This is a genomic window from Phycicoccus avicenniae (assembly GCF_050496545.1).
Classification (GTDB): Bacteria; Actinomycetota; Actinomycetes; order Actinomycetales; family Dermatophilaceae; genus Phycicoccus; species Phycicoccus avicenniae_A.
Map to the genome: position 1 here is coordinate 143,005 of NZ_JBNVZV010000003.1, position 23,189 is coordinate 166,193.

At 73.8% G+C, this 23,189-nt stretch carries 1 protein-coding gene; it reads right to left on the bottom strand.

Annotation, left to right across the window (positions count from 1 at the left end):
• Nucleotides 1-2: 2 nt before the first annotated feature.
• A complete protein-coding gene (locus tag ACQZ2A_RS03900) occupies nucleotides 3-23,066 on the bottom strand; it encodes a DUF7507 domain-containing protein (protein ID WP_430207318.1) in 23,064 nt (7,687 codons plus the stop codon).
• Nucleotides 23,067-23,189: the final 123 nt, after the last annotated feature.

Here is a 23,189-nt window from a genome sequence, read left to right on the forward strand (position 1 = left end):
CATCACGCCCGGGGCTCGGTGTCTGCCCCGGCACCCCGGCGCCGGGAGACCCGGACGGCCACGACACCGCCGAGCAGGAGCAGCAGACCGAGGACCAGGCCGCGCAGCAGCTCGCTGCCGGTCTGGGCGAGCGGACCGCCCCCACCGGCGGGCGGCGGCGTGGCCGACCCCTCGGCGGCGGTGACGACCGCGGTGTCGGAGTCGGACACGACGCCGTCGTAGGGGTCGGCGGCCGAGACGCTCGCCCGGTTGACGACCTCGCCGCTGCGGGCCTCGGTGGCCGTCACGATGTGCGTGCGGGTCAGCGAGGCGCAGTCCTGCTCGGCGCCGGGCGCGAGCGGTCCGGCCGTGCACAGGGCACCGGCGAGGCCGAGCATCGGGTCGGTGAGGCGGACGTCGGTCAGTGGGTTCTGCCCCGAGTTGCGGACCGAGAAGGTGTACGCGATGCGCTCACCGGCGTCGGCGCGCCCGTCACCGTCCTCGTCGAGGAGGCGCGCGGTCTTGGTCAGGACGACCCCCGACGGCGGCCGGGCCTCGACCACGGCGGTGCTCTCGCTCGGGGCCGGGTCCGGCACGCCGGCGGTGTCGCTGACGGCGGTGGCCACGGCCACGTTGCGGATGGAGCCCGCGGCGGCGTCGCCGGCGGTCACGGCGTACGCGAGCACGTCGCAGTCGACCGAGTCGCCGGGCGCCAGCGGACCGGCCGGGCAGCGCACGGTGCCACCGAGGCGCGGGTCGGAGACGGCGACGTCGTTCAGGGTGACGGTGCCGGTGTTCGTGACCCGGAACGCATACCGGATGGTCTCGCCCTCCGTGGCCAGGCCGTCGCCGTCCTCGTCGACGAGCGTGCCGGTCTTGACGAGCGAGAGCGAGGCCACGCCGGTGAGCGGGACGGTCACGTCGTCGGTCGCCGCGACCCGCGGACCCTGGGGTCCGCCGGAGGAGCCCGAGGCGGTGGCGATGTTGTCGACCCGACCGGCGTCGAGGTCGGCCTGGGTCAGCGTGTACGTCGCGGTGCACGCGCGCTCGTCGCCGGGCGCCAACGGCCCGGTGCCACAGGCGAGGTCGGCCAGCCCGAGGCGGGCGTCGTCGACCGTCACGTCGTCGAGCGACGTGGTGCCGGTGTTCGTCACGGTGAAGGTGTAGGTGACGGTGTCGCCGGGGCTCTGCCGCCCGTCGTCGTCCGCGTCGACGACGGCGCCGGCGGACTTCTCCAGACCGATGCCGGCCGCCCCGTCGATCTCGACGACCGCGGTGTCGACGGCGCTCACGGGGTCGCCGGCGGGATCGGTGGCGGACGCGGTGGCGGTGTTGTCGACACGCCCGGCGTCGACGTCGGCCTGGGTGAGGACGTACGGGTCGGCGGTGCAGGTCGTGCTCGCCCCGGCCGCGAGCGGGCCGGTCGGGCAGGTGACCGCGCCGAGCAGCGGGTCGTCGACCGCGAGCCCGGTCAGCGTGGTCGTGCCCGCGTTGCGGAGGGTGAACGTGTAGGTGACCGTGTCACCGGCGTCGGAGCGGCCGGACCGGTTCGCGTCGACCACGGGGCCCGCCGTCTTGGTCAGCTCGAGCCCGGCGAGGCGGTCCAGCGGCACGACGGCCGAGGCGTCGTCGGTGACGGTGCCTCCGGTGGTCGGCGTCGCCGTGGCGGTCGCGGTGTTGAGGACCGCGCCCGCGTCCAGGTCGGCCGCGGTGAGCACGTAGGTGACCGTCGCGGCACACGCCAACTCGTCACCCGGAGCGAGCGGGCCTGCCGCACAGGCCAGCCCGTCGACACCGACCCGCGGGTCGTCGACGACGACGTCGCGCAGGGTGACGTCCCCGGTGTTGCGGACGGAGAAGGCGAACTCGACCTCGTCGCCCGCGGAGACCCGGCCGTCCTCGTTCGTGTCGCGCACGCCCGAGGCGGTCTTGGTCAGCTCGATGCCCGCGGCGGCGTCCAGCACGGCGGTGGCGCGGTCCTCGGCCCGGACCGCGGCACCACGGCTGTCGGTGCCACGCGCGGCGGCCTCGTTGTCGACCCGGCCCGCGTCGACGTCGGCCTGGGTCAGCACGTAGGACCGCTCGCAGCCGGTCGAGGCGCCGGGGGCCAGCGTCGCGTCACCGCAGCGCACCCCGACCAGGCCGAGACGGGCATCGTCCAGGACCAGGTCGGCGACCGAGGTCGCCCCGGTGTTGGTGACGGTGAAGCGGTAGGTGACGGTGTCGCCGGCGTCGTCGCGGCCGCTGTCGTTGGTGTCGGCGAGGTCGACGACCTCCTTGTCGAGGGTCAGCGCACCGCCCGGCGTGAGGGTGGCGGTGGCCGAGTCGCTGTCGGTCACGGAGTCACCGGTGGGCGGCGTGCCGGAGACCGTCGCCGTGTTGGTGACCGCACCGGCGTCGACGTCCTCCTGGGTCAGCACGTAGGTGGGCGGCACGCAGCTCCGGCTGGCGCCGGGAGCGAGCGCGCCTGCACCGCAGGCGAACCCGGTGAGGCCGAGCAACGGGTCGTCCACAACCACCGCGTCGAGCGAGACGGTTCCCGTGTTGGTCACCTCGAGGGTCCACGTCACGGTGTCGCCCGCGTCGGGGCCGTTGGCGTCGACGTCGACGACCGGGCCCGCGGTCTTGGTGAGCGAGACCGAGGCCGCGCCGGTGAGCGGGACCCGCACCGAGTCCTCGTCGGAGACCACCGAGACCGGGCTGGTCGCCGTGACGCGCGCGGTGTTGTCGACCCGGCCGGCGTCGAGGTCGGCGGTGGTCAGGGTGTACGCCGCAGCGGTGCAGGTCGTGGTCGCACCGGCGGCGAGCGTGGTCGTCGGGCAGGTGACGGTGCCGAGCAGCGGGTCGGAGACCGCGACGTCGGTGAGGGTGACGTTCGAGGTGTTCTCGACGCGCAGCGTGTAGGAGACCGTGTCGCCCGCGTCGACCCGGCCGGAGTCGTTGGCGTCGACCACGTCACCCGCGGCCTTCACGATGCGCACCTGGGCCACCCGGTCCAGCGGCGCCGAGGCACTGTCGTCGTCCGTGACCGCCCCCGAGGCACTGTCGGCGGAGACCGACGCGGTGTTGTCGACGACACCGGCGTCGACGTCGGCCGCGGTCAGCGTGTACGGCTGCGGCGCCTCGCAGGTGGCGCTCGCGCCGGGTGCCAGCTCGCCCGGGGCGCAGGCGAACCCGTCGAGCCCGAGCAGCGGGTCGGTGACCACCGGGTCGGTGAGCGTGGTCGCGCCGGTGTTGGTCACGACGAACGTGTACGTCAGCCGGTCGCCCTCGTCGGCCCGGCCGTCGCCATCGACGTCGACGACCTCGGAGACCGACTTGTCCAGCCGCACGGAGGACGGGCCGGTCGGCGTGACCGTGGCGGAGTCGTCGTCGGTGACGGGGTCTCCGGAGGGCGTGCGCCCCGTGGCCGTCGCGGTGTTGACGACCTCGCCGGCGTCGATGTCGGCCTGGGTGAGCGTGTAGACCACGGGCGGGCAGTCGACGCGCGCGCCGGGAGCGAGGAGGCCACCGCCGCACCGGATCCCGGAGACACCGAGCAGGCTGTCGTCGACCGCGACGTCGGTGAGGGTGGTGGAGCCCGTGTTGGTGACCGAGAAGGCGTAGGCGACGGTGTCCCCGGCGTCCACCCGGCCGCTGCCGTTCGCGTCGACCACGTCACCGGCGGTCTTGGCCAGCCGCAGCGAGCCCGACGTCGCCAGGGGCGTCGTCACGGTGTCGGTGGCGGTGGTCTCCACGTCCTGCGGGTCCAGCCCGACCACGGTCGCGGTGTTGTCGACCCGGCCCGCGTCCACATCGGCCTGGGTGAGCACGTACGCCGGCGCGGAGCACGTGGTCGTCCCACCCGGCCGCAGCGTGACCGCGTCGCACTGCACGTCCTGCAGGTTCGGGTCGGTGACCCGGATGGCGCGCACGGTGACGGTGGAGACGTTCCGGACGGTGAACGCGTAGGCGATGGTGTCGCCGGCCGAGGCCACGCCGTCGTCGTCGACGTCCACGACGTCACCGGCGGTCTTGACGAGCGTCAGGCGGGCCACGGCCGTCATCGGGGTGGTCGTCGACGACGAGCCCGTCGGCGCGGTCCCCGACGGGGGCACCGCCGTGGCGGTCGCGGTGTTGCGCACCGCGCCGGCGTCCACGTCGTCCTGGGTCAGCGTGTAGGTCCACGTGCGGTCGCACGGGACGGAGGCGCCCGGCGCGAGCGGGCCGGTGGCGCACGGTGCCGCCACCAGACCCAGCAGCGGGTCGGTGACCGTGAGGTCGCGCAGCGTGGTCGTGCCGTCGTTGCGCACCGAGAACGAGTACTCGATGGTGTCGCCGGCGTCGGCGCCGTTGCCGTCGGTGTCCGCGATCGCCGAGGCGGTCTTGGTCAGGGCCAGGGCGTTGCGGCCGGCCAGGACGAGGTCGGCGTCGTCCGTGGCGCTCACCGGGTCGCCGGCCGGTGTGAAGCCGGTGGCGGTCGCGGTGTTCGAGAAGCCGCCCGCGTCGACATCGGCCTGGGTCAGCGTGTAGCTGCCGGCACAGTCGACCGACTCGCCCGGCGCCAGCGTGGCCACGCAGCGCAGCGCGGTGAGCCCGATCCGCGGGTCGGCGACGGTGAGCAGGTCCAGGGTCTGGGTCCCGGTGTTGGTCACCCGGAAGCCGTACTCCACGACGTCGCCCGCGTCGGTCGTCGCCGGGTCCGTCCCGCGGTCCGTCGTCGGTGTCCCCGCCGTCTTCTGCAGCGTCATGCTGTCGGTCACGGGGACCCGCAGCGACGCCGTGGCATCGGCGCGGGTGGACACCCCGCCGGGCCCGGTGGCCGTGGCCGTCGCCGCGTTGTCCACGCGCCCGGCGTCCACGTCGGTCTGGGTCAGCACGTACGGGTCGCTCGTGCACTCCGTGGTCGCACCCGGCGCGAGGGTCCCGTCACCGCACACGACGTCCTCGAGCCCGAGGCGGGCATCGGTCAGCCGCACGCTGCCGAGCGTCACGTTCGAGGTGTTCGTGATGGCGAACGTGTAGGTCGCCGTGTCGCCGGCGTCGACCCGACCGGAGTCGTTGGCGTCGACGATCGCGCCGACCGTCTTCTCCAGGCGGAGCTGCGCGACCCGGTCCAGCGGCGTGACGGTCGAGGAGGTGTCGCTCGGCGCGGCGCCGGTGGGCGTCGTGGCGGTCGCCGACGCGGTGTTGGCGACGGACCCGGCGTCGACGTCGGCCTGGGTCAGCACGTGAACGTACGCCGTGTCGCACCCGACGGTCTCGCCCGGCTGCAGCGGGCCGGCCGAGCACAGCACCGCGTCCAGGCCGAGCATCGCGTCCGTGAGCCGGACGTCCGTCAGCCGGGTGGTCCCGGTGTTGCGTGCGGTGAACGAGTAGGTGATGGTGTCACCCGCGTCGGCGCCGTTGCCGTCGACGTCGCGGATGGCCGAGGCGGTCTTGGTCAGGTCGAGACCGGTGGCCGGGGTGAGCACGACGGAGGCCGAGTCGTCGGCGGAGACCGTGGTGCCGGACGGCGTCGTCGCCGTCGCGTCGGCGAAGTTGTCGACGCGACCGCGGTCGACGTCCTCCTGGGTGAGGACGACGTCGGCGGTGCAGGACGCCGAGGCACCCGGGGCCAGGGTCGCGGCACAGGGCAGGGCGGTGGCGCCGACCAGCTCGTCGCGGACGGCCACGTCGCGCAGCGTCCGGGCACCCGTGTTGGTCACGGTGAACGTGTAGGTGACGGTGTCGCCGGCGTCCTGGCGTCCGCTGTCGTTCGTGTCCTGCACCGAGCCGGCGGTCTTGGTGAGCCCGAGCGCGGCCGCCCCGTCGAAGCGCGTCGTCGTCGAGCCCTCGCCCGTCACGTCGCGCCCCGCCGGGTCGGTCCCGGTCGCGGTGGCGGTGTTCGTCACGGAGCCCGCGTCGAGGTCGGCCTGGGTGAGGACGTAGCCGGCCGTGCAGGAACGGGTCTCGCCCGGCGCGAGCGGGCCGGTGCCGCAGGCCAGTCCGGTCAGGCCGAGGCGGTCGTCGTCGACCGTCACCCCGCCGAGCGTCGTGGTTCCGGTGTTGGTGACCCGGAAGGTGTAGGTGATGCGGTCGCCCGCGTCCACCCGGCCGTCGTCGTTCGCGTCGACGACGGCGCCGGCGGACTTCGCGAGGGCGATGCCGGGGGCGGCGTCGAGCTCGACGACCGCGGTGCCGAGGTCGCTCGTGGGCTCGCCGTCGGGGTCGGTGGCGGACGCGGTGGCGGTGTTGTCGACGCGACCGGCATCGAGGTCGGTCTGGGTGAGGACGTACGGGTCGGCGGTGCAGGTCGTGCTGGCACCGGCCGCGAGCGGGCCGGTCGGGCAGGTGACGTCACCGAGCAGCGGGTCGGTGACGGCCACGCCTCGCAGCGTCGTCGTGCCGACGTTCCGCACCGAGAGGGCGTACGCCACGGTGTCCCCGGCGTCGAGACGACCCGACTGGTTCGCGTCGACCACGGGGCCCGCGGTCTTGGTCAGCTCGAGCCCGGCGAGGCGGTCGAGAGGCACCACGGCCGAGGCGTCGTCGGTGACGGTGCCCCCGGTGGAGGGCGTCGCCGTGACCGTCGCGGTGTTGAGGACCGCGCCCGCGTCCAGGTCGGACGCGGTGAGCACGTAGGAGACGGTCGTGGCGCAGACCGCCGTGTCACCGGGCGCGAGCGGGCCCGCCGCACAGGGCAGACCGTCCACGCCCAACCGCGCGTCGTCCACGACGAGGTCGCGCAGCGAGACGTCCCCGGCGTTGCGGACGGAGAAGGCGAACTCGACCTCGTCGCCGGCGGAGACCCGGCCGTCACCGTTGCTGTCGCGCACCCCCGAGGCGGTCTTGGTCAGCTCGACCGCAGTCGTCGGCACGAACGTGACGGTGGCTCCGTCCTCGGCCCGCACCGCGGCGCCGCGGCTGTCGGTCCCTCGCACCGCGGCCTCGTTGTCGGCCCGACCGGCGTCGACGTCGGCCTGGGTCAGCACGTAGGGGCGCTCGCAGGTGGTCGAGGCCCCGGGGGCCAGGGTGGCGTCGCCGCAGCGGACACCGGCGAGCCCGAGACGGGGGTCGTCGAGCACGAGGCCGGTGACCGTCGTGGCACCCGTGTTCGTGGCGGTGAAGCGGTAGGTGACGGTGTCGCCGGCGTCGTCGCGGCCGCTGTCGTCGGTGTCGGCGATCCCCACGACCTGCTTGTCGAGGGTCAGCGCACCACCCGGCGTGAGGGTCGCGGAGGCCGAGTCGGTGTCGGTCACGGGGTCACCGGTGGGCGGTGTCCCGGCGACGGTCGCGCTGTTGGTCACGGCACCGGCGTCGACGTCGTCCTGGGTCAGCGCGTACGTCGGCAGCACGCAGGTCCGGCTCGCTCCGGGGGCGAGCGGGCCGGAGCCGCAGGCGAACTCGGTGAGAGCGAGCAGCTCGTCGTCCACCAGCACCGAGTCGAGCGTCACGGTCCCCGTGTTCGTCACCTCGAGGGTCCACGTCACGGTGTCGCCCGCGTCGGGGCCGTTGGCGTCGACGTCGACGACCGGGCCGGCCGTCTTGGTGAGCGAGATCGAGGCCGCGCCGGTGAGTGGCACGCGCACCGAGTCCTCGTCGGAGACGACCGAGACCGGGCTGGTGGCGGTGACCCGTGCGGTGTTGTCGACGCGGCCGGCGTCGACGTCGGCCTGCGTCAGGGTGTGGACGCCGGCCGAGCACGTCGTCGTGGCCTCGGCGGCGAGGGTCGAGGTCGGGCACGTGACGGCGCCGAGCAGCGGGTCCGAGACCGCGATGTCGGTGAGGGTGACGTTCGAGGTGTTCTCGACGCGGAGGGTGAAGGCCACGGTGTCGCCGGCGTCGACCCGACCGGAGTCGTTGGCGTCCGCCACGTCGCCCGCGGTCTTGACGATGCGCACCTGGGCCACCCGGTCCAGCGGCGCCGAGGCGGAGTCCTCGTCAATGACCGACCCACCGGCCGGGGTCCCCGCCGACACCGTGGCGGTGTTCTCGACGACGCCCGCGTCCACGTCGGCGGCGGTCAGCGTGTACGGCCGCGGCGCCTCGCAGGTCGCGCTCGCACCCGGAGCGAGGACGCCCGGGGCGCAGGCGAACCCGTCGAGCACGAGCAGCGGGTCGTCGATCACCGGGTCGGTGAGGGTCATCGTCCCGGTGTTGGTCACGACGAACGTGTACGCCAGCCGGTCGCCCTCGTCGGCCCGCCCGTCGGCGTCGACGTCGACGACCTCGGAGACCGACTTGTCCAGGCGCACCGAGGACGGGCCGGAGAACCGCACGGTGGCGGAGTCGTCGTCGGTGACGGGGTCGCCGGAGGGGGTGCGCCCCGCGGCGGTCGCGGTGTTGAGGACCTCACCGGCGTCGATGTCGGCCTGGGTGAGCTCGTGGACGGCCGGGGGGCACGGGACCGTCGCGCCCGGCCGCAGCGCACCGGAGCCGCAGCGCAGCCCCTGGACGCCGAGACGGGCGTCGTCCACGGAGACGTCGGAGAGGTTGGTCGAGCCGGTGTTCGTCACGGCGAAGCCGTAGGTGACGGTGTCACCGGCGTCGATGCGGCCGCTGCCGTTGGCGTCGACCACGTCCCCGGCGGTCTTGGCCATCCGCAGCGAGCCCGAGGTCCGGAGGCGGGTGGTCACCGTGTCGGTGGCGGTGGTCTCGACGTCCTGCGGGTCGAGCCCGACGGCGGTCGCGGTGTTGTCGACCCGGCCCGCGTCGACGTCGGCCTGGGTGAGCACGTACGCCGGCGCGGAGCACGTGGTCGTGTCGCCCGGCCGCAGGGTGATCGCGGCGCACCGGATGTCGTCGAGGTTGGGGTCCGCGACCTGGATGACCCGCACGGTGACGTTGGAGACGTTCTCGACGGTGAACGAGTACGCGATGGTGTCGCCGGCCGAGGCCACCCCGTCGCCGTCGGTGTCGACGACGTCGCCGGCGCTCTTCACGAGGGTGAGCTCCGCGAGCGTGGTCATCGGGGTGGTCGTGGACGACGAGGCGGTGGACGGCGTGCCGGACGGGGGCACCGCGGTGGCCGTCGCCGTGTTGGAGACCGCGCCCGCGTCGATGTCGTCCTGGGTCAGGGTGTAGGTCCAGGTGCGGTCGCACGGGATGGAGGCGCCCGGCGCGAGCGGACCGCTGGCGCACGGCGCCGCCGAGAGACCGAGCAGCGGGTCGGTCAGCGTGAGGTCGCGCAGCGTGGTCGTGCCGTCGTTGCGCACCGAGAACGAGTACTCGATGGTGTCGCCGGCGTCGGCGCCGTTGCCGTCGGTGTCGGCCACGGCCGACGCGGACTTGGTCAGCGCCAAGGCGTTCCGACCCGTCACCTCGAGGTCGGCGCCGTCGGTGGTCCGCACCGGGTCACCGGGCGGGGTGAAGCCGGTGGCGGTCGCGGTGTTCGAGAGCCCACCGGCGTCGATGTCGGCCTGGGTCAGCGTGTAGCTGCCCGCGCAGTCGACCGAGCGGCCCGGAGCCAGGGTCGCCACGCAGCGCAGCGCGGTCAACCCGATCCGCGGGTCGGCAACGGTCAGCAGGTCCAGGGTCTGGGTCCCGGTGTTGGTCACCCGGAACGAGTAGTCGACGACGTCACCCGCGTCGGTGGTGGTGGGGTCCAGGCCCCGGTCCGTGGTCGGGGTCCCGGCGGTCTTGTCGAGGGACATCGAGTTGACGGTCGGCACCCGCAGGGTGGCGGCCGCATCGGCGCGGGTGGACGATCCGTCCGGCCCGGTGGCCGTCGCCGTCGCCGAGTTGTCGACGCGCCCGGCGTCGACGTCGGCCTGGGTCAGCACGTACGGGTCGCTCGTGCACTCGGTGGAGGCACCGGGCGCCAGCGAGCCCGCCCCGCACACCTCGTCCTCGAGCCCGAGGCGGGCATCGGTCAGCCGCACCGTCGAGAGGGTGACGTTCGAGGTGTTCGTGATGGTGAACGTGTACGTCGTCGTGTCGCCGGCGTCGACCCGACCGGAGTCGTTGGCGTCCGCGATGCTGCCGACCGCCTTCTCGAGCCGCAGCTCCGCGACGCGGTCCAGCGGGGTGACGGTCGAGGAGGTGTCGCTCGGCGCGGAGCCGGTGGGGGTCGTGGCCGCCGCCGAGGCCGTGTTCGCCACGGACCCCGCGTCGACGTCGGCCTGGGTCAGGGTGTGCACGTACGCGGTGTCGCACCCGACCGTCTCGCCCGGCTGCAGCGGGCCGGCGGAGCAGGGCACCGCGTCCAGGCCCAGCATCGGGTCGGTGAGCAGGACGTCCGTCAGGCGGGTCGTCCCGGTGTTGCGCACCGTGAACGAGTACGTGATGGTGTCGCCGGCGTCGGCCCCGTTGCCGTCCACGTCGCGGATGGCCGACGCCGTCTTCGTCAGGTCCAGGCCGGTCGCCGGGGCGAGCACGACCGAGGCCGAGGCGTCCGCCGAGACGCTGCCACCGTCTGGCGTCGTCGCGGTGGCGTCGGCGGTGTTGTCGACGCGGCCGCGGTCGACGTCCTCCTGCGTGAGCACGAGGTCGGCCGAGCACGTCGCCGAGGCGCCGGGCGCCAGACCCGTGGCGCAGGGCAGGGCGGTGGCGCCCACCAGCTCGTCGCGGACGGCGATGTCGCGCAGCGTCCGCGCCCCGGTGTTGGTCACGGTGAACGTGTAGGTGACGGTGTCGCCGGCGTCCTGGCGCCCGCTGCCGTTCGTGTCCTGCACGGCACCCGCGGACTTGGCCAGGCTCAGTGTCGCGGGTCCGTCGAACCGGGTCGTCGTCGTGTCCTCGTCGGTCACGTCACGCCCACCCGGGTCGGTGCCCGTCGCGGTGGCGGTGTTCGTGACGGAGCCCGCGTCGATGTCGGCCTGCGTCAGGACGAGGACCGGCCCCGAGCACGTCCGCGTCTCACCCGGCTCGAGCGGCGCGCTGCCACAGGGCAGTCCGCTGACGTCGAGACGAGCGTCATCGATGCGCACCGGGTCCAGCCGCGTGGTGCCGGTGTTCGTCACACGGAACGAGTAGTCGATGGTGTCTCCGGCGTCGACCCGGCCGCTGCCGTCGGTGTCCGAGACCCCGCCCGAGAGCTTGGTGAGGACGATGCCGCTCTCCTGCGGGAGCGTCACGGTCGCGACGTCGGCCGCGCGCACGGTGCCGTTCGTCCCGGTCGCCGCCACCTCCGCGCGGTTGTCCAGGACCCCGGTGTCGAGGTCGTCCTGGGTGAGGACGTACGCGGGAGCCGTGCACGTCGTCGACCCACCCGGGGCCAGGGTGGTCAGCGGGCAGGTGACCGAGCCCACCAGCGGGTCGGTGACGGTGACGCCCCGCAGGGTCACGGCGGAGGTGTTCCTGACCGTGAACGTGTAGGTGACCGTGTCCCCGGCGTCGACGCGCTCGGGGTCGGCGCCCTGCGCGGTCGTCGGGTCGCCGGCGGTCTTGTCGAGGGTGATCTCGGCCAGCGCGTCGACCGCCACCGACGCCGTGGCGTCGTCCGTCGCCGTGCGGCCCCGGGTGTCGGTGCCGGTGACGCCCGCGGTGTTCTCGACGGTCCCGGCGTCGACGTCGTCCTGGGTGAGGGAGTAGTCGACCGCGCAGCGCACGACCTGGCCCGGCGCCAGCGACGGCGCGCAGACGAGCGCGTCGACCCCGATGCGCGGGTCGGTGACGGTGACGCCGGTCAGCGTCGTCGGCCCGGTGTTGGTGACCGTGAACGTCCACGTGACGGTGTCCCCGGCGTCCGCGCCGTTGGCGTCCGTGTCGACGACGGCCGACCCCTCCTTGGCCAGGTCGACCAGCGGGGATGAGTCGACCGCCCGCGAGGCCTCGGCGGCGTCGGTGACCCGGCCGCCGGTCGCGGCCGCGGCGGAGACGACCGCCGTGTTGTCGACGACCCCGGCATCGACCTCGCCCTGCGTGAGGACGTGGGTGCCGCGGACCGCGCAGGGGGTGGAGGTGCCCGGCAGCAGCGGGCCGGCCGCGCAGAGGGCGTTCGAGAGGCCGGCGACCGGGTCCTCGAGGCGAAGGTCGGTCAGGCTCACCGCACCGGTGTTGCGCACCGAGAACGAGTACTCGACGGTGTCTCCGGCGTCCTGGCGACCCGAGCCGTTGGCGTCCACGACCACACCGGCGGTCTTGGTCAGCTCGACCGACGCGGGTGCACCGAGGACGAGGGAGGCGGTGTCGTCGTCCTCGACCGTGCCGCCGGTTGGGGTCGCGGCGCGGGCGACGGCCGTGTTGTCGACCCGGTCGGCGTCGGCGTCGGGCTGGGTCAGCACGTAGGTCGACGAGCACGTCGTGCTCGCCCCGGGGGCCAGGGTCCCCGTCCCGCAGACGCTCTGGGCCCGGCCGATCCGGCTGTCCTCGACCGTGACCGAGGTCAGCGTGACCGCCGAGGTGTTCGTGACGGTGAAGCCGTAGGTGACGGTGTCCCCGGCGTCGCGGCGGCCGCTGCCGTTGGTGTCGGCCACCCCGGTCACGGCCTTGTCGAGGCGGAGGGCGGCCAACGTGTCGACGGACACGGTGGCGGTCGAGTCGTCGGTGGCGGTGGCGCCGGCCGCGCTCGTGGCGGTCGCCGTCGCCGTGTTGCGCACGGCACCGGCGTCGACCTCGGCCTGCGTCAGGACGTGGACGAAGGTTCCCGCGCAGGGCTGGACCGCGAAGGGCGCCAGCGGCGTCGTCGTGCAGGTCTCGTCCTCCAGACCCAGGAGCGGGTCGTCGAGCGTGACCGCGGTCAGCGTGGAGGACCCGGTGTTGCGCACCGAGAACGAGTACTCGACGGTGTCACCGGCGTCCGGGCCGTTGCCGTCGACGTCGGTCACGCCCGAGGCCGTCTTGGTCAGCTCGACCGACGTCGTCGGTCGGATGGTCACCGACGCCGCGTCGTCGTCCGTGACGGAGCCGCCCGAGGGCGTGCCCGCCGACGCGGTGGCGGTGTTGTCGACGCGGCCGGCATCGACGTCGGTCTGGGTGAGCGTGTAGGTCGCGCTGCAGGACGTGGTCGCCCCCGGTGCGAGCGCCGTGCCGCACGCGAGGCCGGTGACGCCGATGCGGGCGTCGTCCACCGTGACGGAGGACAGCGTCGTCGCACCGGTGTTGCGGACGCTGAACGTGTAGGTGACCGTGTCGCCGACGCCCTCACGGCCCGAGCCGTTGGTGTCGACCACCGGGCCGGCGGTCTTCTCGAGGGTCAGCGACGACGGCGGCGCGAACGTCACGCTCGTGCTGTCGGTGTCGGTGACGGTGACGTCGCGCGGGTCCTCGGCGCGCACGGTGGCGGTGTTGTCCACGCGGCCGGCGTCGACCTCGGCCTGGTCGAGGCGGTGCCCGGCGATGGTGCACACGGTGCTCTCGCCCGGAGCCAGGGTGGTCACCGGGCAGGTCACCTCGCCGGCCGAGGGGTCGACCACGCGGACCGCCTTGAGCGTCACGGTGGTCGTGTTCGTGACCGTGAACGACCAGCGGACGGTGTCGCCGACGGTGACCGAGCCGGACCCGTCGGTGTCCTCGGGGGCCGAGCCGCTCTTGGTGAGCGAGATCGACGCGACGCTGTCGACCGGCGTCAGCGTGGAGCTGGTCGCGGTCGGCGTCGTGCCGTAGGGCGGGACGGCGGTCGCGGTCGCGGTGTTGGCCACGGCGCCGGCGTCGACGTCGGCCTGGGTGAGCGTGTAGGTGGCGGTCGCCGCACAGGGGACCGTCGCCCCGGGCGCGAGCGGTCCGGCGGCGCACAGGACCGCCTCGGTGCCGGTGCGGGGATCGGAGACCCGGACGTCCGTGAGGCTGGTCGTGCCCAGGTTGCGGACGCTGAACGAGTACTCGAGGGTGTCGCCGGCGTCGGGGCCGTTGCCGTCCCCGTCCACCACGCCGGAGGCCGACTTCGTCAGCTGCAGCTGGGAGGTGCCGGGCAGCGGCACCCGGGCGCTCGAGGTGTCGGTGCTCGCCGAGCCGTCCGGCCGCAGGGCCCGGGCGCTCGCCGTGTTGTCGACGCCCCCCGCGTCCAGCTCGGCCTGCGTGACGACGTGGGTGCGGGTGCAGGTGGTGGTGGCCCCCGGCGCCAGGGACGCCGCGCCGCAGCGCGCGCCGTCCAGGCCCAGCAGGGGGTCGCTCACCGTGACGTCGGTCAGGGTCACCGTCGAGGTGTTGCGCAGCAGGAACGTGTAGGTGATGGTGTCGCCGGCCTCGATCCGACCGTCCGCGTCGATGTCGACGGGGGTGGAGGCAGACTTGGTCAGCTCGATGTCGCCGCTGCTCGGGAGCAGGACGGTCGCGTCGTCCTGGGCGGTGGCCGTCCCGGCGGACCCGGTCGCCCGGATCGTCGCGGTGTTGTCGACCCGGCCGGCATCGATGTCGGCCTGGGTCAGCGTGTAGGGCGGGCTGGTGCAGGTCCGGGTGTTGCGCGGCGTGAGGGGCGAGCCACCGCCCGCGCACGAGAAGCCACTGAGCCCGATCCGGGCGTCGTCGACGAGCACGGTACGCAGCGTCGTGGTCCCGGTGTTGAGGACCGCGAACGTGTAGGTGACGGTGTCGCCGGCGTCGACCGTCCCCGACGTGTTCGTGTCGAGGACCGCGCCCGCGGTCTTGTCGAGCTGGGCGGCGTCGACCTGCGCGATCGGCAGGTTCGCCGTGTCGGTGCTCGTGACGGTGCCGCCGCCCGGCTCGAGGGCCGTGGCGGTCGCGGTGTTGGAGACGGCACCCCGGTCGGCCTCGGCCTGGGTGATCGTCACCGGCGGCACGGTGCAGGTCGCCTGCTCCCCCGGTCCGAGCACCGTCGGGACGCAGGTCACCGCTCCCGCCCGCGGGTCGGACACGGCCAGGTCGGTCAGCGTGACGGCCGCCGTGTTGGTGACCGTGACGGTGAAGGTCACCCGGTCGCCCGCGTCGACCCGCCCCGTGCCGTTGGTGTCGGCGACGGAGCCGACGGCCTTGTCGAGGATGATCTCGGCGACCTGGTCGACCGGCGTGGTGGCCGTGTCGGAGTCGCTGACCGTCGACCCGACCTGCGGCCGGCCGGTCGCGGTGGCGGTGTTCTCGATCGACCCCGAGTCGACGTCGGCCTGGGTGAGGACGTACGGACGCGGGCCCTGGCAGGTCACGCTCGCCCCCGGCGCGACCGGGCCGGCGCTGCAGAGGTAGTCGACGAGGCCGAGCTTGTCGTCGGTGACCCGGATGTCGCGCAGCGTGGTGGCGCCGGTGTTGGTCACGGTGAACGTGTAGACGACCTCGTCCCCCGCGCTCGGGAGGCCGTCGTCGTTGGCGTCACGCAGCTCCCCACCGGTCTTGAGGAGCAGGAGCGCCGAGGTGGGCGAGAGCGGCGTGACCACCGAGTCCTGGCCCGGAGGCGTGCTCGTGCCGCCGCCGGGCGTGGTGGCCGTGACGGTCGCGAGGTTCTCGACGCGTGCGGAGTCGACGTCGCCCTGGGCCAGGACGAAGGCCGGGGCGGTGCAGCCGACCGTCTGCCCGGGCGCGACCGGCCCTGCGGCACAGAGGTACCCGGTGAGTCGCAGCTTGTTGTCGTTGACGACCACGTTGGTCACCGTGACGCTGCCGGTGTTCGTCACCGAGAACGAGTAGGTGATCGTGTCCCCCACGTCGACGCCGTTGCCGTCGACGTCGACGACGGGCCCGGCGGACTTGTCCAGGGCGAGGGTCGTCGGCGGCGTCAGGGTGACGGTGGCCGACGCCGCGGCGGTGGCCGTGCCCCCGCGCGGGTCGGACGCGGTGACGGAGGCCGTGTTGACGACCGTCCCCGCATCGAGGTCGGCCTGGGTGAGGCGGTACGGAGCGGCGGTGCACGTCGTGCTCGCCCCCGGCGCGAGGGTCGTCGCGGTGCAGGTCACCGTGCCGAGGCGCGGGTCGGAGACGGAGACGGAGGAGAGCGTCACCGTCGAGACGTTGCGGACGGTGAACGTGTAGGCGACGGTGTCGCCGGCGCTCTGTCGCCCGTCGGCGTTGGCGTCGACCACGGCACCGGCCGTCTTCGTGAGGGCCACCGCCGCGACCGTCGTCAGGGTGGTCGTCGTGCTCGACCCGTCGGAGGCGGTCCCGCCGGAGGCGCCGGTGGCCGTCGCGGTCGCCGTGTTCGACACGGCTCCGCTGTCGACGTCGGCCTGGGTCAGGGTGTAGGTGCGGGTCGCGGTGCAGTCCGACGCCGCCCCCGGTGCGAGTGGACCGGTGACGCAGAGCGTCCCCGACAACCCGAGCTTGGCGTCGTCGACCCGCACGTCCGTCAGGGAGACGTTGCCGGTGTTCCGGACCGCGAACGAGTAGGTGATGGTGTCGCCGGCGTCCGCGCCGTTGCCGTCGACGTCCGTGACCGCCGAGGCGCGCTTGGTCAGCTCCAGCGCGGGAGCCGCCGACAGGGGTCGGGTCGCGCTCGCCGACGCCGAGACCGTGTCGCCCGCCGGCGTGGTGGCCGCCGCCGTCGCCGTGTTGTCGACGCGGCCGGCGTTGAGGTCCGCCTGGGTCAGCGTGTACGCGGGGGCGGTACAGGTGGCGGAGGCCCCGGGCGCCAGCGAGCCCGTCCCGCAGGCGTAGTCGACGACGCCGACCTGGGGGTCGGTGACCCGGGGGGCGGTCAGGGTGCTCGCCCCGGTGTTCTGCAGGGTGAAGGTGTAGGTCACGGTGTCGCCGGCGTCCTGGCGACCGGAGCCGTTCGCGTCGACCACCGCGCCGGCGGTCTTCGTGGCGCTGAGCGAGCTCGGTGCGGTGACGTCGCGGACGGCCGTGGCGACCGCCGTGGCCGTGGTGCCGCCGGGCGTCCGGCCGCTCGCCGTGGCGGTGTTCTGCACCCGACCGGCGTCCACGTCCTGCTGGGTCAGCGTGTGGATGAAGCCGGAGCAGGTGGTGGAGGCACCGGGCGCCAGGGTGCCCGTGCCGCAGACCTCGCCGGAGAGGCCGAGCATCGCGTCGCTGACGCGGACGAGGCTGAGCGTGACGTTCGAGGTGTTGGTGACCCGGAAGCCGTACGACACCGTGTCACCGGCGTCCTGGCGCCCCGAGCCGTTGGCGTCCACGACCGGGCCGGCCGTCTTGGCGACGGTGAGGGTGGCCAGCTGGTCGACGTCGCGGACGGCGCTCGCGGAGGCGGTCGGCCGGGACCCCGCCCGCGGCGTCGCGGACGCCGTCGCCGTGTTGACCACCTGGCCGGCGTCGAGGTCGGCCTGGGTGAGCGTGTACGTCGCCGAGGGGCACGAGAGGGTGGCGCCGGGAGCCAGCGGTCCTGCCGCGCAGACGCTGCCGGAGAGCCCGAGCAGCGCGTCGTCCAGCCGGATGTCGTCGAGGGTGGAGCCGCCGGTGTTGCGGACGGTGAACGTGTACGTGACGGTGTCACCGGCGTCGGGGCCGTTGTCGTCGGTGTCGACCACCGCTCCCGCGGTCTTGGTGAGGGCGATCGAGTTCGTGGGGACGATCGGCCGGGTCGAGGTGCCGGTCGTCACCGCCGTGGTGCCACCCGTCGGGGTCGTCGCGCTCACCGACGCGGTGTTCGTCACGCCGCCGGCGTCGACGTCGGCCTGCGTCAGGACGTACTCGCGCGGGGCCGGGCAGGAGACGCTCTGGCCGGGCGCGATCGCGCCGGGGGCGCAGGTGAAGGCGGTGAGCCCGAGCTTGGGGTCGATGACGACGCCGTCGCGCAATGTCGTGGCGCCGGTGTTGGTCACCTCGAAGGAGTAGGCGACGGTGTCGCCCGCGTCCTGGCCGTTGCCGTCGAGGTCGGTGACCGCGCCGGCCACCTTCCGCAGGGAGACCGACGACGTCGGCGCCAGGGCGCGGCGCTCGACGTCGCTCGCGGTCACGGGTCCCGCGGGGGCGGTGCCGTCGACGGTCGCGGTGTTCTCGACGAAGCCGGCGTCGACGTCGGCCTGGGTGAGGACGTAGGGCGCCGGGGCCACGCACGTCGCCGTGGCACCCGGAGCCAGCGGTCCTGCGGCGCAGGCGGATCCGTTGATGCCCAGCTTGGCGTCGGTGATCTTGAGCGTCGAGAGGCTCTGGTTGCCCGTGTTGGTGACACGGAACGAGTACGCCACCGTGTCCCCGACGTCGGGGCCGTTGCCGTCGAGGTCCTGGACCGGTTCGCTCACCTTGACGAGGGCCACGGACGCCGCGGGGACGAGCGTGACGACCGCCGCCGCGGTCGCCGTCGCCGTCCCGCCGCCCGGGGTGGTGCCGCTGACGCTCGCCGTGTTGTCGACCCGTCCGGCGTCGAGGTCGGCCTGGGTGAGGACGTACGCCGCCGCCGAGCAGGTCGTGGACTGCCCGGGCGTCAGCGTGGTCCGGACGCAGGTGACGGGACCGAGCTTGGCATCGGTCACGGTGACGTTGCCGAGCGTGACGTTCGAGGTGTTGGTGACGGTGAAGGAGTAGGTGACCCGGTCGCCGGCGTCCTGGCGGCCGCTGCCGTTGGTGTCCGCCACCGCTCCCGCGGTCTTGGTCAGCGAGATCGCCGCGACGGTGGTGACGGGGGTCGTCGTGCTCGAGCTCGCGGTCGGCGCCGCGCCGCTCGGCGGGGTCGCGGTGGCCGAGGCCGTGTTCGTGACCGACCCGGCGTCGACGTCGGCCTGGGTGATCGGGTACGCGACGACCGTCGAGCAGGTGGCGGTGGCGCCGGGCGCGAGCGTCGCCACGCAGGCGGCACCGGAGACGCCCAGCTTGGCGTCGGTCACCGTGACGTTCGTGAGCGTCGTCGTCCCGGTGTTGCGCACCGAGAAGCCGTAGGTGATGCGGTCGCCGGCGGAGGGTCGGCCGTCCGCGTTGGTGTCGGCGATGCCGGAGGCGGTCTTGGTCAGCGCCAGACCGTTGGTGGGGGCCACGGTCACGGTCGCCGAGGAGGTGTTGCTCACCGGCGTGGCGCCGTTCGGCGGCGTGCCCGTGGCGGTCGCCGTGTTGGTGACCGAGCCGGCGTCGACGTCGGCCTGGGTCAGGGTGTAGGTGCGGGTGCACGAGGTCGTCGCGCCGGCAGCCAGGGGGCCCGCCGCGCAGAGGACGTTCCCCAGCCCGAGGCGCGCGTCACCGATCCGCAGGTCGCTGAGCGCGGTGTTGCCGGTGTTCCGGATCGAGAAGGTGTACGCGACGGCGTCCCCGGCGTCCTGGCGCCCCGAGCCGTTGGCGTCGGTCACGGCGCCCGCGGTCTTGGTGAGGACCAGCGAGGCGGTCTGCGTGGGGGTGCTCGTCGAGTCGGTGTCGGTGACCGCCGGGAGGAACGGCGGTGTCCCCGTGGCCGTCGCCGTGTTGGCGACCGCTCCGGCCGTCACGTCGGCGGCCGTGATCGTGTACGGGCCGGAGACCGTGCACGCCGTGCTCTCACCCACCGACAGCGCCGGGTCGGCACAGGTGATGGTGATGCCCGCGGCCGCGAGGCGCGGGTCGCTCACCGAGGCGCCGGCGAGGGCGATGGTCCCGGTGTTGCGGACGGTGAACGCCCAGGTGATGCGGTCGCCGGCGTCGGTCAGGCCGTTGCCGTTGACGTCCTGCACGCCCTGGACGGTCTTGACGAGGTCGATGGACGGGGCCGGCGGGGTCGGTGGGGCGAGGCAGGCCGCGTTGTTCGCGGTGCTGCCCGCCTCCTGGCCGGCCGGCAGCGAGGCGGCGTTGTACAGGCCGGAGCCCGGCCCGGCGCAGGCCGTCGAGGGCGTCGTGCGGGTCATGTGCAGGCGCACCGTGACCGTCCAGGTCTGCGTCGTGGTCCCGCCGACGGAGGTCCCGGCAGGGGCGAGCGTGTACGGCCCGGTGGTCGAGGAGGTACCCGTCGTCGGGCCGGTCCACGAGGCGCCCTCGACGGCGATGCCCGGACCGAAGGAGGCGGTGTCGGTCAGCGCGCCGTACGTCGTCGGCGTCTGGCCGGAGTTGACGACCTGCACGGTGTAGGTCGCGGTGTAGCGCCCGGTCTCGGGGTCGAGGGCGCTCAGCGAGCCGGCCGTCTTCACGACGTCGAGGGACGCGGCGGAGGCCACGGGAGTGCTCGTGCTCGAGGTGTTCGAGGTGACCGACCCACCGCTCACGGGGCTCGCGGAGGCGGTCGCGCTGTTCGTCACCGCGCCCGCCGTGACATCGGCGCTGGTCACGGTGTAGACGGGCGAGGTCGTGCAGGTCGCGGTCGCACCGGGCGCGAGCGAGCCGGTGGTGCACGCCACGGCGCTCAGGCCGAGCTTGGCGTCGGTGACGGTGAGCGACCCGAGGGTGACGTTGCCGGTGTTCGTGACGCTGAACGTGTACCGGATGCGGTCACCGGGGTCGGTGACACCGTTGGTGTTGACGTCGGTCACCTCGGCGACGGCCTTGGTGAGCGACAGGCGCGGGGACGGCGGGAGGGGCGTCGAGGTCGAGGAGGTCGCCGTCGTGGTCACGCCGTTCGGTGCGTTGCCCCGCACCGTCGCGGTGTTGGCCACGGCACCGGCGTCGACGTCGGCCTGGGTGACGGTGTACGACACCGCGGTACAGGTCATCGATGCGCCGACCGCCAGCGTCGTGGCCGGGCACGTGAGCGCGGGGAGGCCGACCTTCGCGTCGCTCAGCGCCACGGTGTCGAGGTCGACGTTCCCGCTGTTGCGGACGACGAACGAGAAGACGATGCGGTCACCGGCGTCGGCGCCGTTGCCGTCGAGGTCCTGGAGGGCACCGGCGGTCTTGGTGAGGGTGAGCCCCGGGGCTGGCGGGGCCGGGGGCGTGGCGCAGGCGGCGTTGTCGGTCGTGCCGCCCGCCTCCTGCCCGGCGGGCAACGTGGCGCCGTTGTAGAGGCCGGTCCCGGTGCCCGCGCAGGCCACCGCCTGGGTGCCGTTGGTGTACCGGAACGTCACGACGACGGTGTAGGTGTGCGTCGCCCCGGCGGCGATGCTCGTCCCGGCGGCGCCGATCGAGTAGGGGCCGGCGCCCGTCGCCGAACCGGTCGCCTGCCCGCTCCACGAGGCCCCGGTCGGCTGGAGGTTCGCGGCGAACGCCGGGGTGTCGGTGATCGGCCCGTAGGTACCGGCACCGTTGCCGGTGTTGCCTACCGTCACCGTGTAGGTCGCGCGGTAGGTGCCGTCGCCGGCCGGCCCGGTCACGGCCCCCGCGGTCTTGGCCAGGTTGAGGGTCGGCCGCGTGACGGTGACCGTCGCGGTGTCGGTGTCGGAGGCGGCCGCCCCGCTCACGTTGCCGGTGCCGGTGGCGGTCGCGGTGTTGGTGGTCGTCGTCGAGAGCGTCTGGGTCAGGGTGTAGACCCACGCCTCCCCGATCTGGAGGAGGTTGTCGTTGTTCGTGTCGCCCGTGTGCGTCTGGCTGACCGTCCCCTTGTCGTCGGCCAACGTCACGGCGCGCAGGGGCTCGTTGCCGTTGTTGATGACGGTGTACGTGTACGTGACCGGGCCGCTGATGTTCACCGTCGTCGGGCTGGCCGTCTTCGTGACCTGGATGCCCGGCGTGTACGCCAGGTTGCAGGTGGGGTCACCCGACCCGGCGACCCCGGGGTCGTCCGAGAGGGTCGAGCTGAGGCCGCTCGCCGTGACGGTCGCCTGGTTGCAGACCGAGCGGACCGCCGCGGTCAGGGAGTTGACGGTGACGCGGAAGGTCACCGTCGCCGAGGCACCCTGCGCCACGATGCCGCTGTTGACACCGCTCGAGTTGACCGCGGTCGACGTTGCGTAGGGGAAGAAGGGCGCGGACCCGGTGTCGGACACCGCCGTCCCGTTCAGCGTCGTGGAGTTGCGGACGTAGGTCGTGTTCGCCGGGATGGCGTCCTGCACGGCCGTCGCGAGCGCCGACAGCGTGCCGATGTTGTCGACCTTGACCGTGTAGGTCAGCGTCTCGCCACCCCGGACGGCGGTGCTCGGCGAGACGGTCTTCGTGACGCGCAGTGCGGGCTTGGGGATGGCGCAGGAGGCGAGGTCGCCGACGATGCGCAGGTTCGTGCCCGTGGTCTGCTGGGTCACCGTGCCGCGGTCGGGGTCGACCTTGTAGAGCGCGTAGGTGGCCGTCCCCGTGTTCGTCGACGTCGCGTAGAGCGTGCCGTCCGAGGAGAAGGCCAGGCCGTTGTAGAAGGCGCCGACGGTCGGGGCCGCGAAGGTGTTGACGAGCTGGGCGCTCGGGGTCGCGGTGGCCAGCGACGCGGCGGTGATGCGGTAGAGGTAGGTCGTCGTCGCATCGGCGGCGAGCACGTACATCGTGCCGTTGCCGTCGAAGGCGATGTCTCCGGACTGCAGGCTCGAGAAGAGGACGCCGTTGCTCGTCGTCGGCGACTTCGCCGCGGAGAAGCCACCGGCCGCGGTCCACGAGTAGATGAGACCGGTGTTGGCGAAGCTCCAGAGCCGGCCGTTGACGTCGAACGCGAGCCGGTTGGTCACGAACTCCTGGCCGCCGGTCGTGCCGTCGGCGACCTTGGTCTGCACCTGGGTGTTGAGGTCGACCCGGTAGAGGGTGTTGGAGAAGCTGCCGGAGACGTTCGAGGTGCGGGGTGTGTAGTAGAGGAAGTCCGGGTTGGTGGGGTCGATCGCGATGGCGGACGTGCTCCACGACCCGGTGAGTCCGGGCGGGACGATGTTCCCGACGGAGGTCGCGGTGGGGAAGATCCGGCCGTAGGACCCTGCGGTCGTCGACGACGTACCGACCGAGCCGTACCAGATGTTGGTGCAGGGGAAGAGCGGCTGCTGGACGGTGACCGTCGCCTGCGCGGTGCGGGTCAGCGAGCCGTCGCACTGCACGGGGCAGAAGCTGCCGTAGCCGAAGGTGAAGGTCGCGGTGCTCGTGGCCGTCGCGGTGACGGTCGTCGTGCAGCGGAAGACGAGCGACCCGCCGGCGTCGACCACCCGCGTGTTGTCGACCCCCGTCGTCGAGCCGCCGGAGACGTACTCGATCGCGGGACACACCGTGTCGGTGGCCGACTGGAAGAAGAGCCGGGAGTCGCCGTTGTTGGCCAGCGTGTACGTGTAGGTGACGCTGCCGCCCCCGTAGGGCAGCGAGGTCGGGTTCGCGCTGACCGACAGGGTGGCGCTGGGCGCGGCAGCGGCGAGGCCGGTCGTGGTGCCCGCGCCGGCCGGTGCCTGTGCGGTGGTGGCGGCGGCGGGCGGAGCGGCCTGGGCACTGGCGGGGAGGACGACGGCGCCGCCGAGGACCACGACGAGCGCGGTGGCGAGGAGCATCGCGAGGCGGCGGCGGGCGGGCAGGCGCTCGCCCGGACCGAGACCCAGCAGTCTCCCGAGGAGCGAGCCGCGCACCCTGCGTCCACCTTCGTTGTGCCGGTGGCCCTGCTCCGCCGGAATGGGACCGGAGTGTCGGATGACCCCCCGGAAGGAACTCGACGCACCGTGGCTCGCGAGCGCGCGATGCCTCGCCACGAT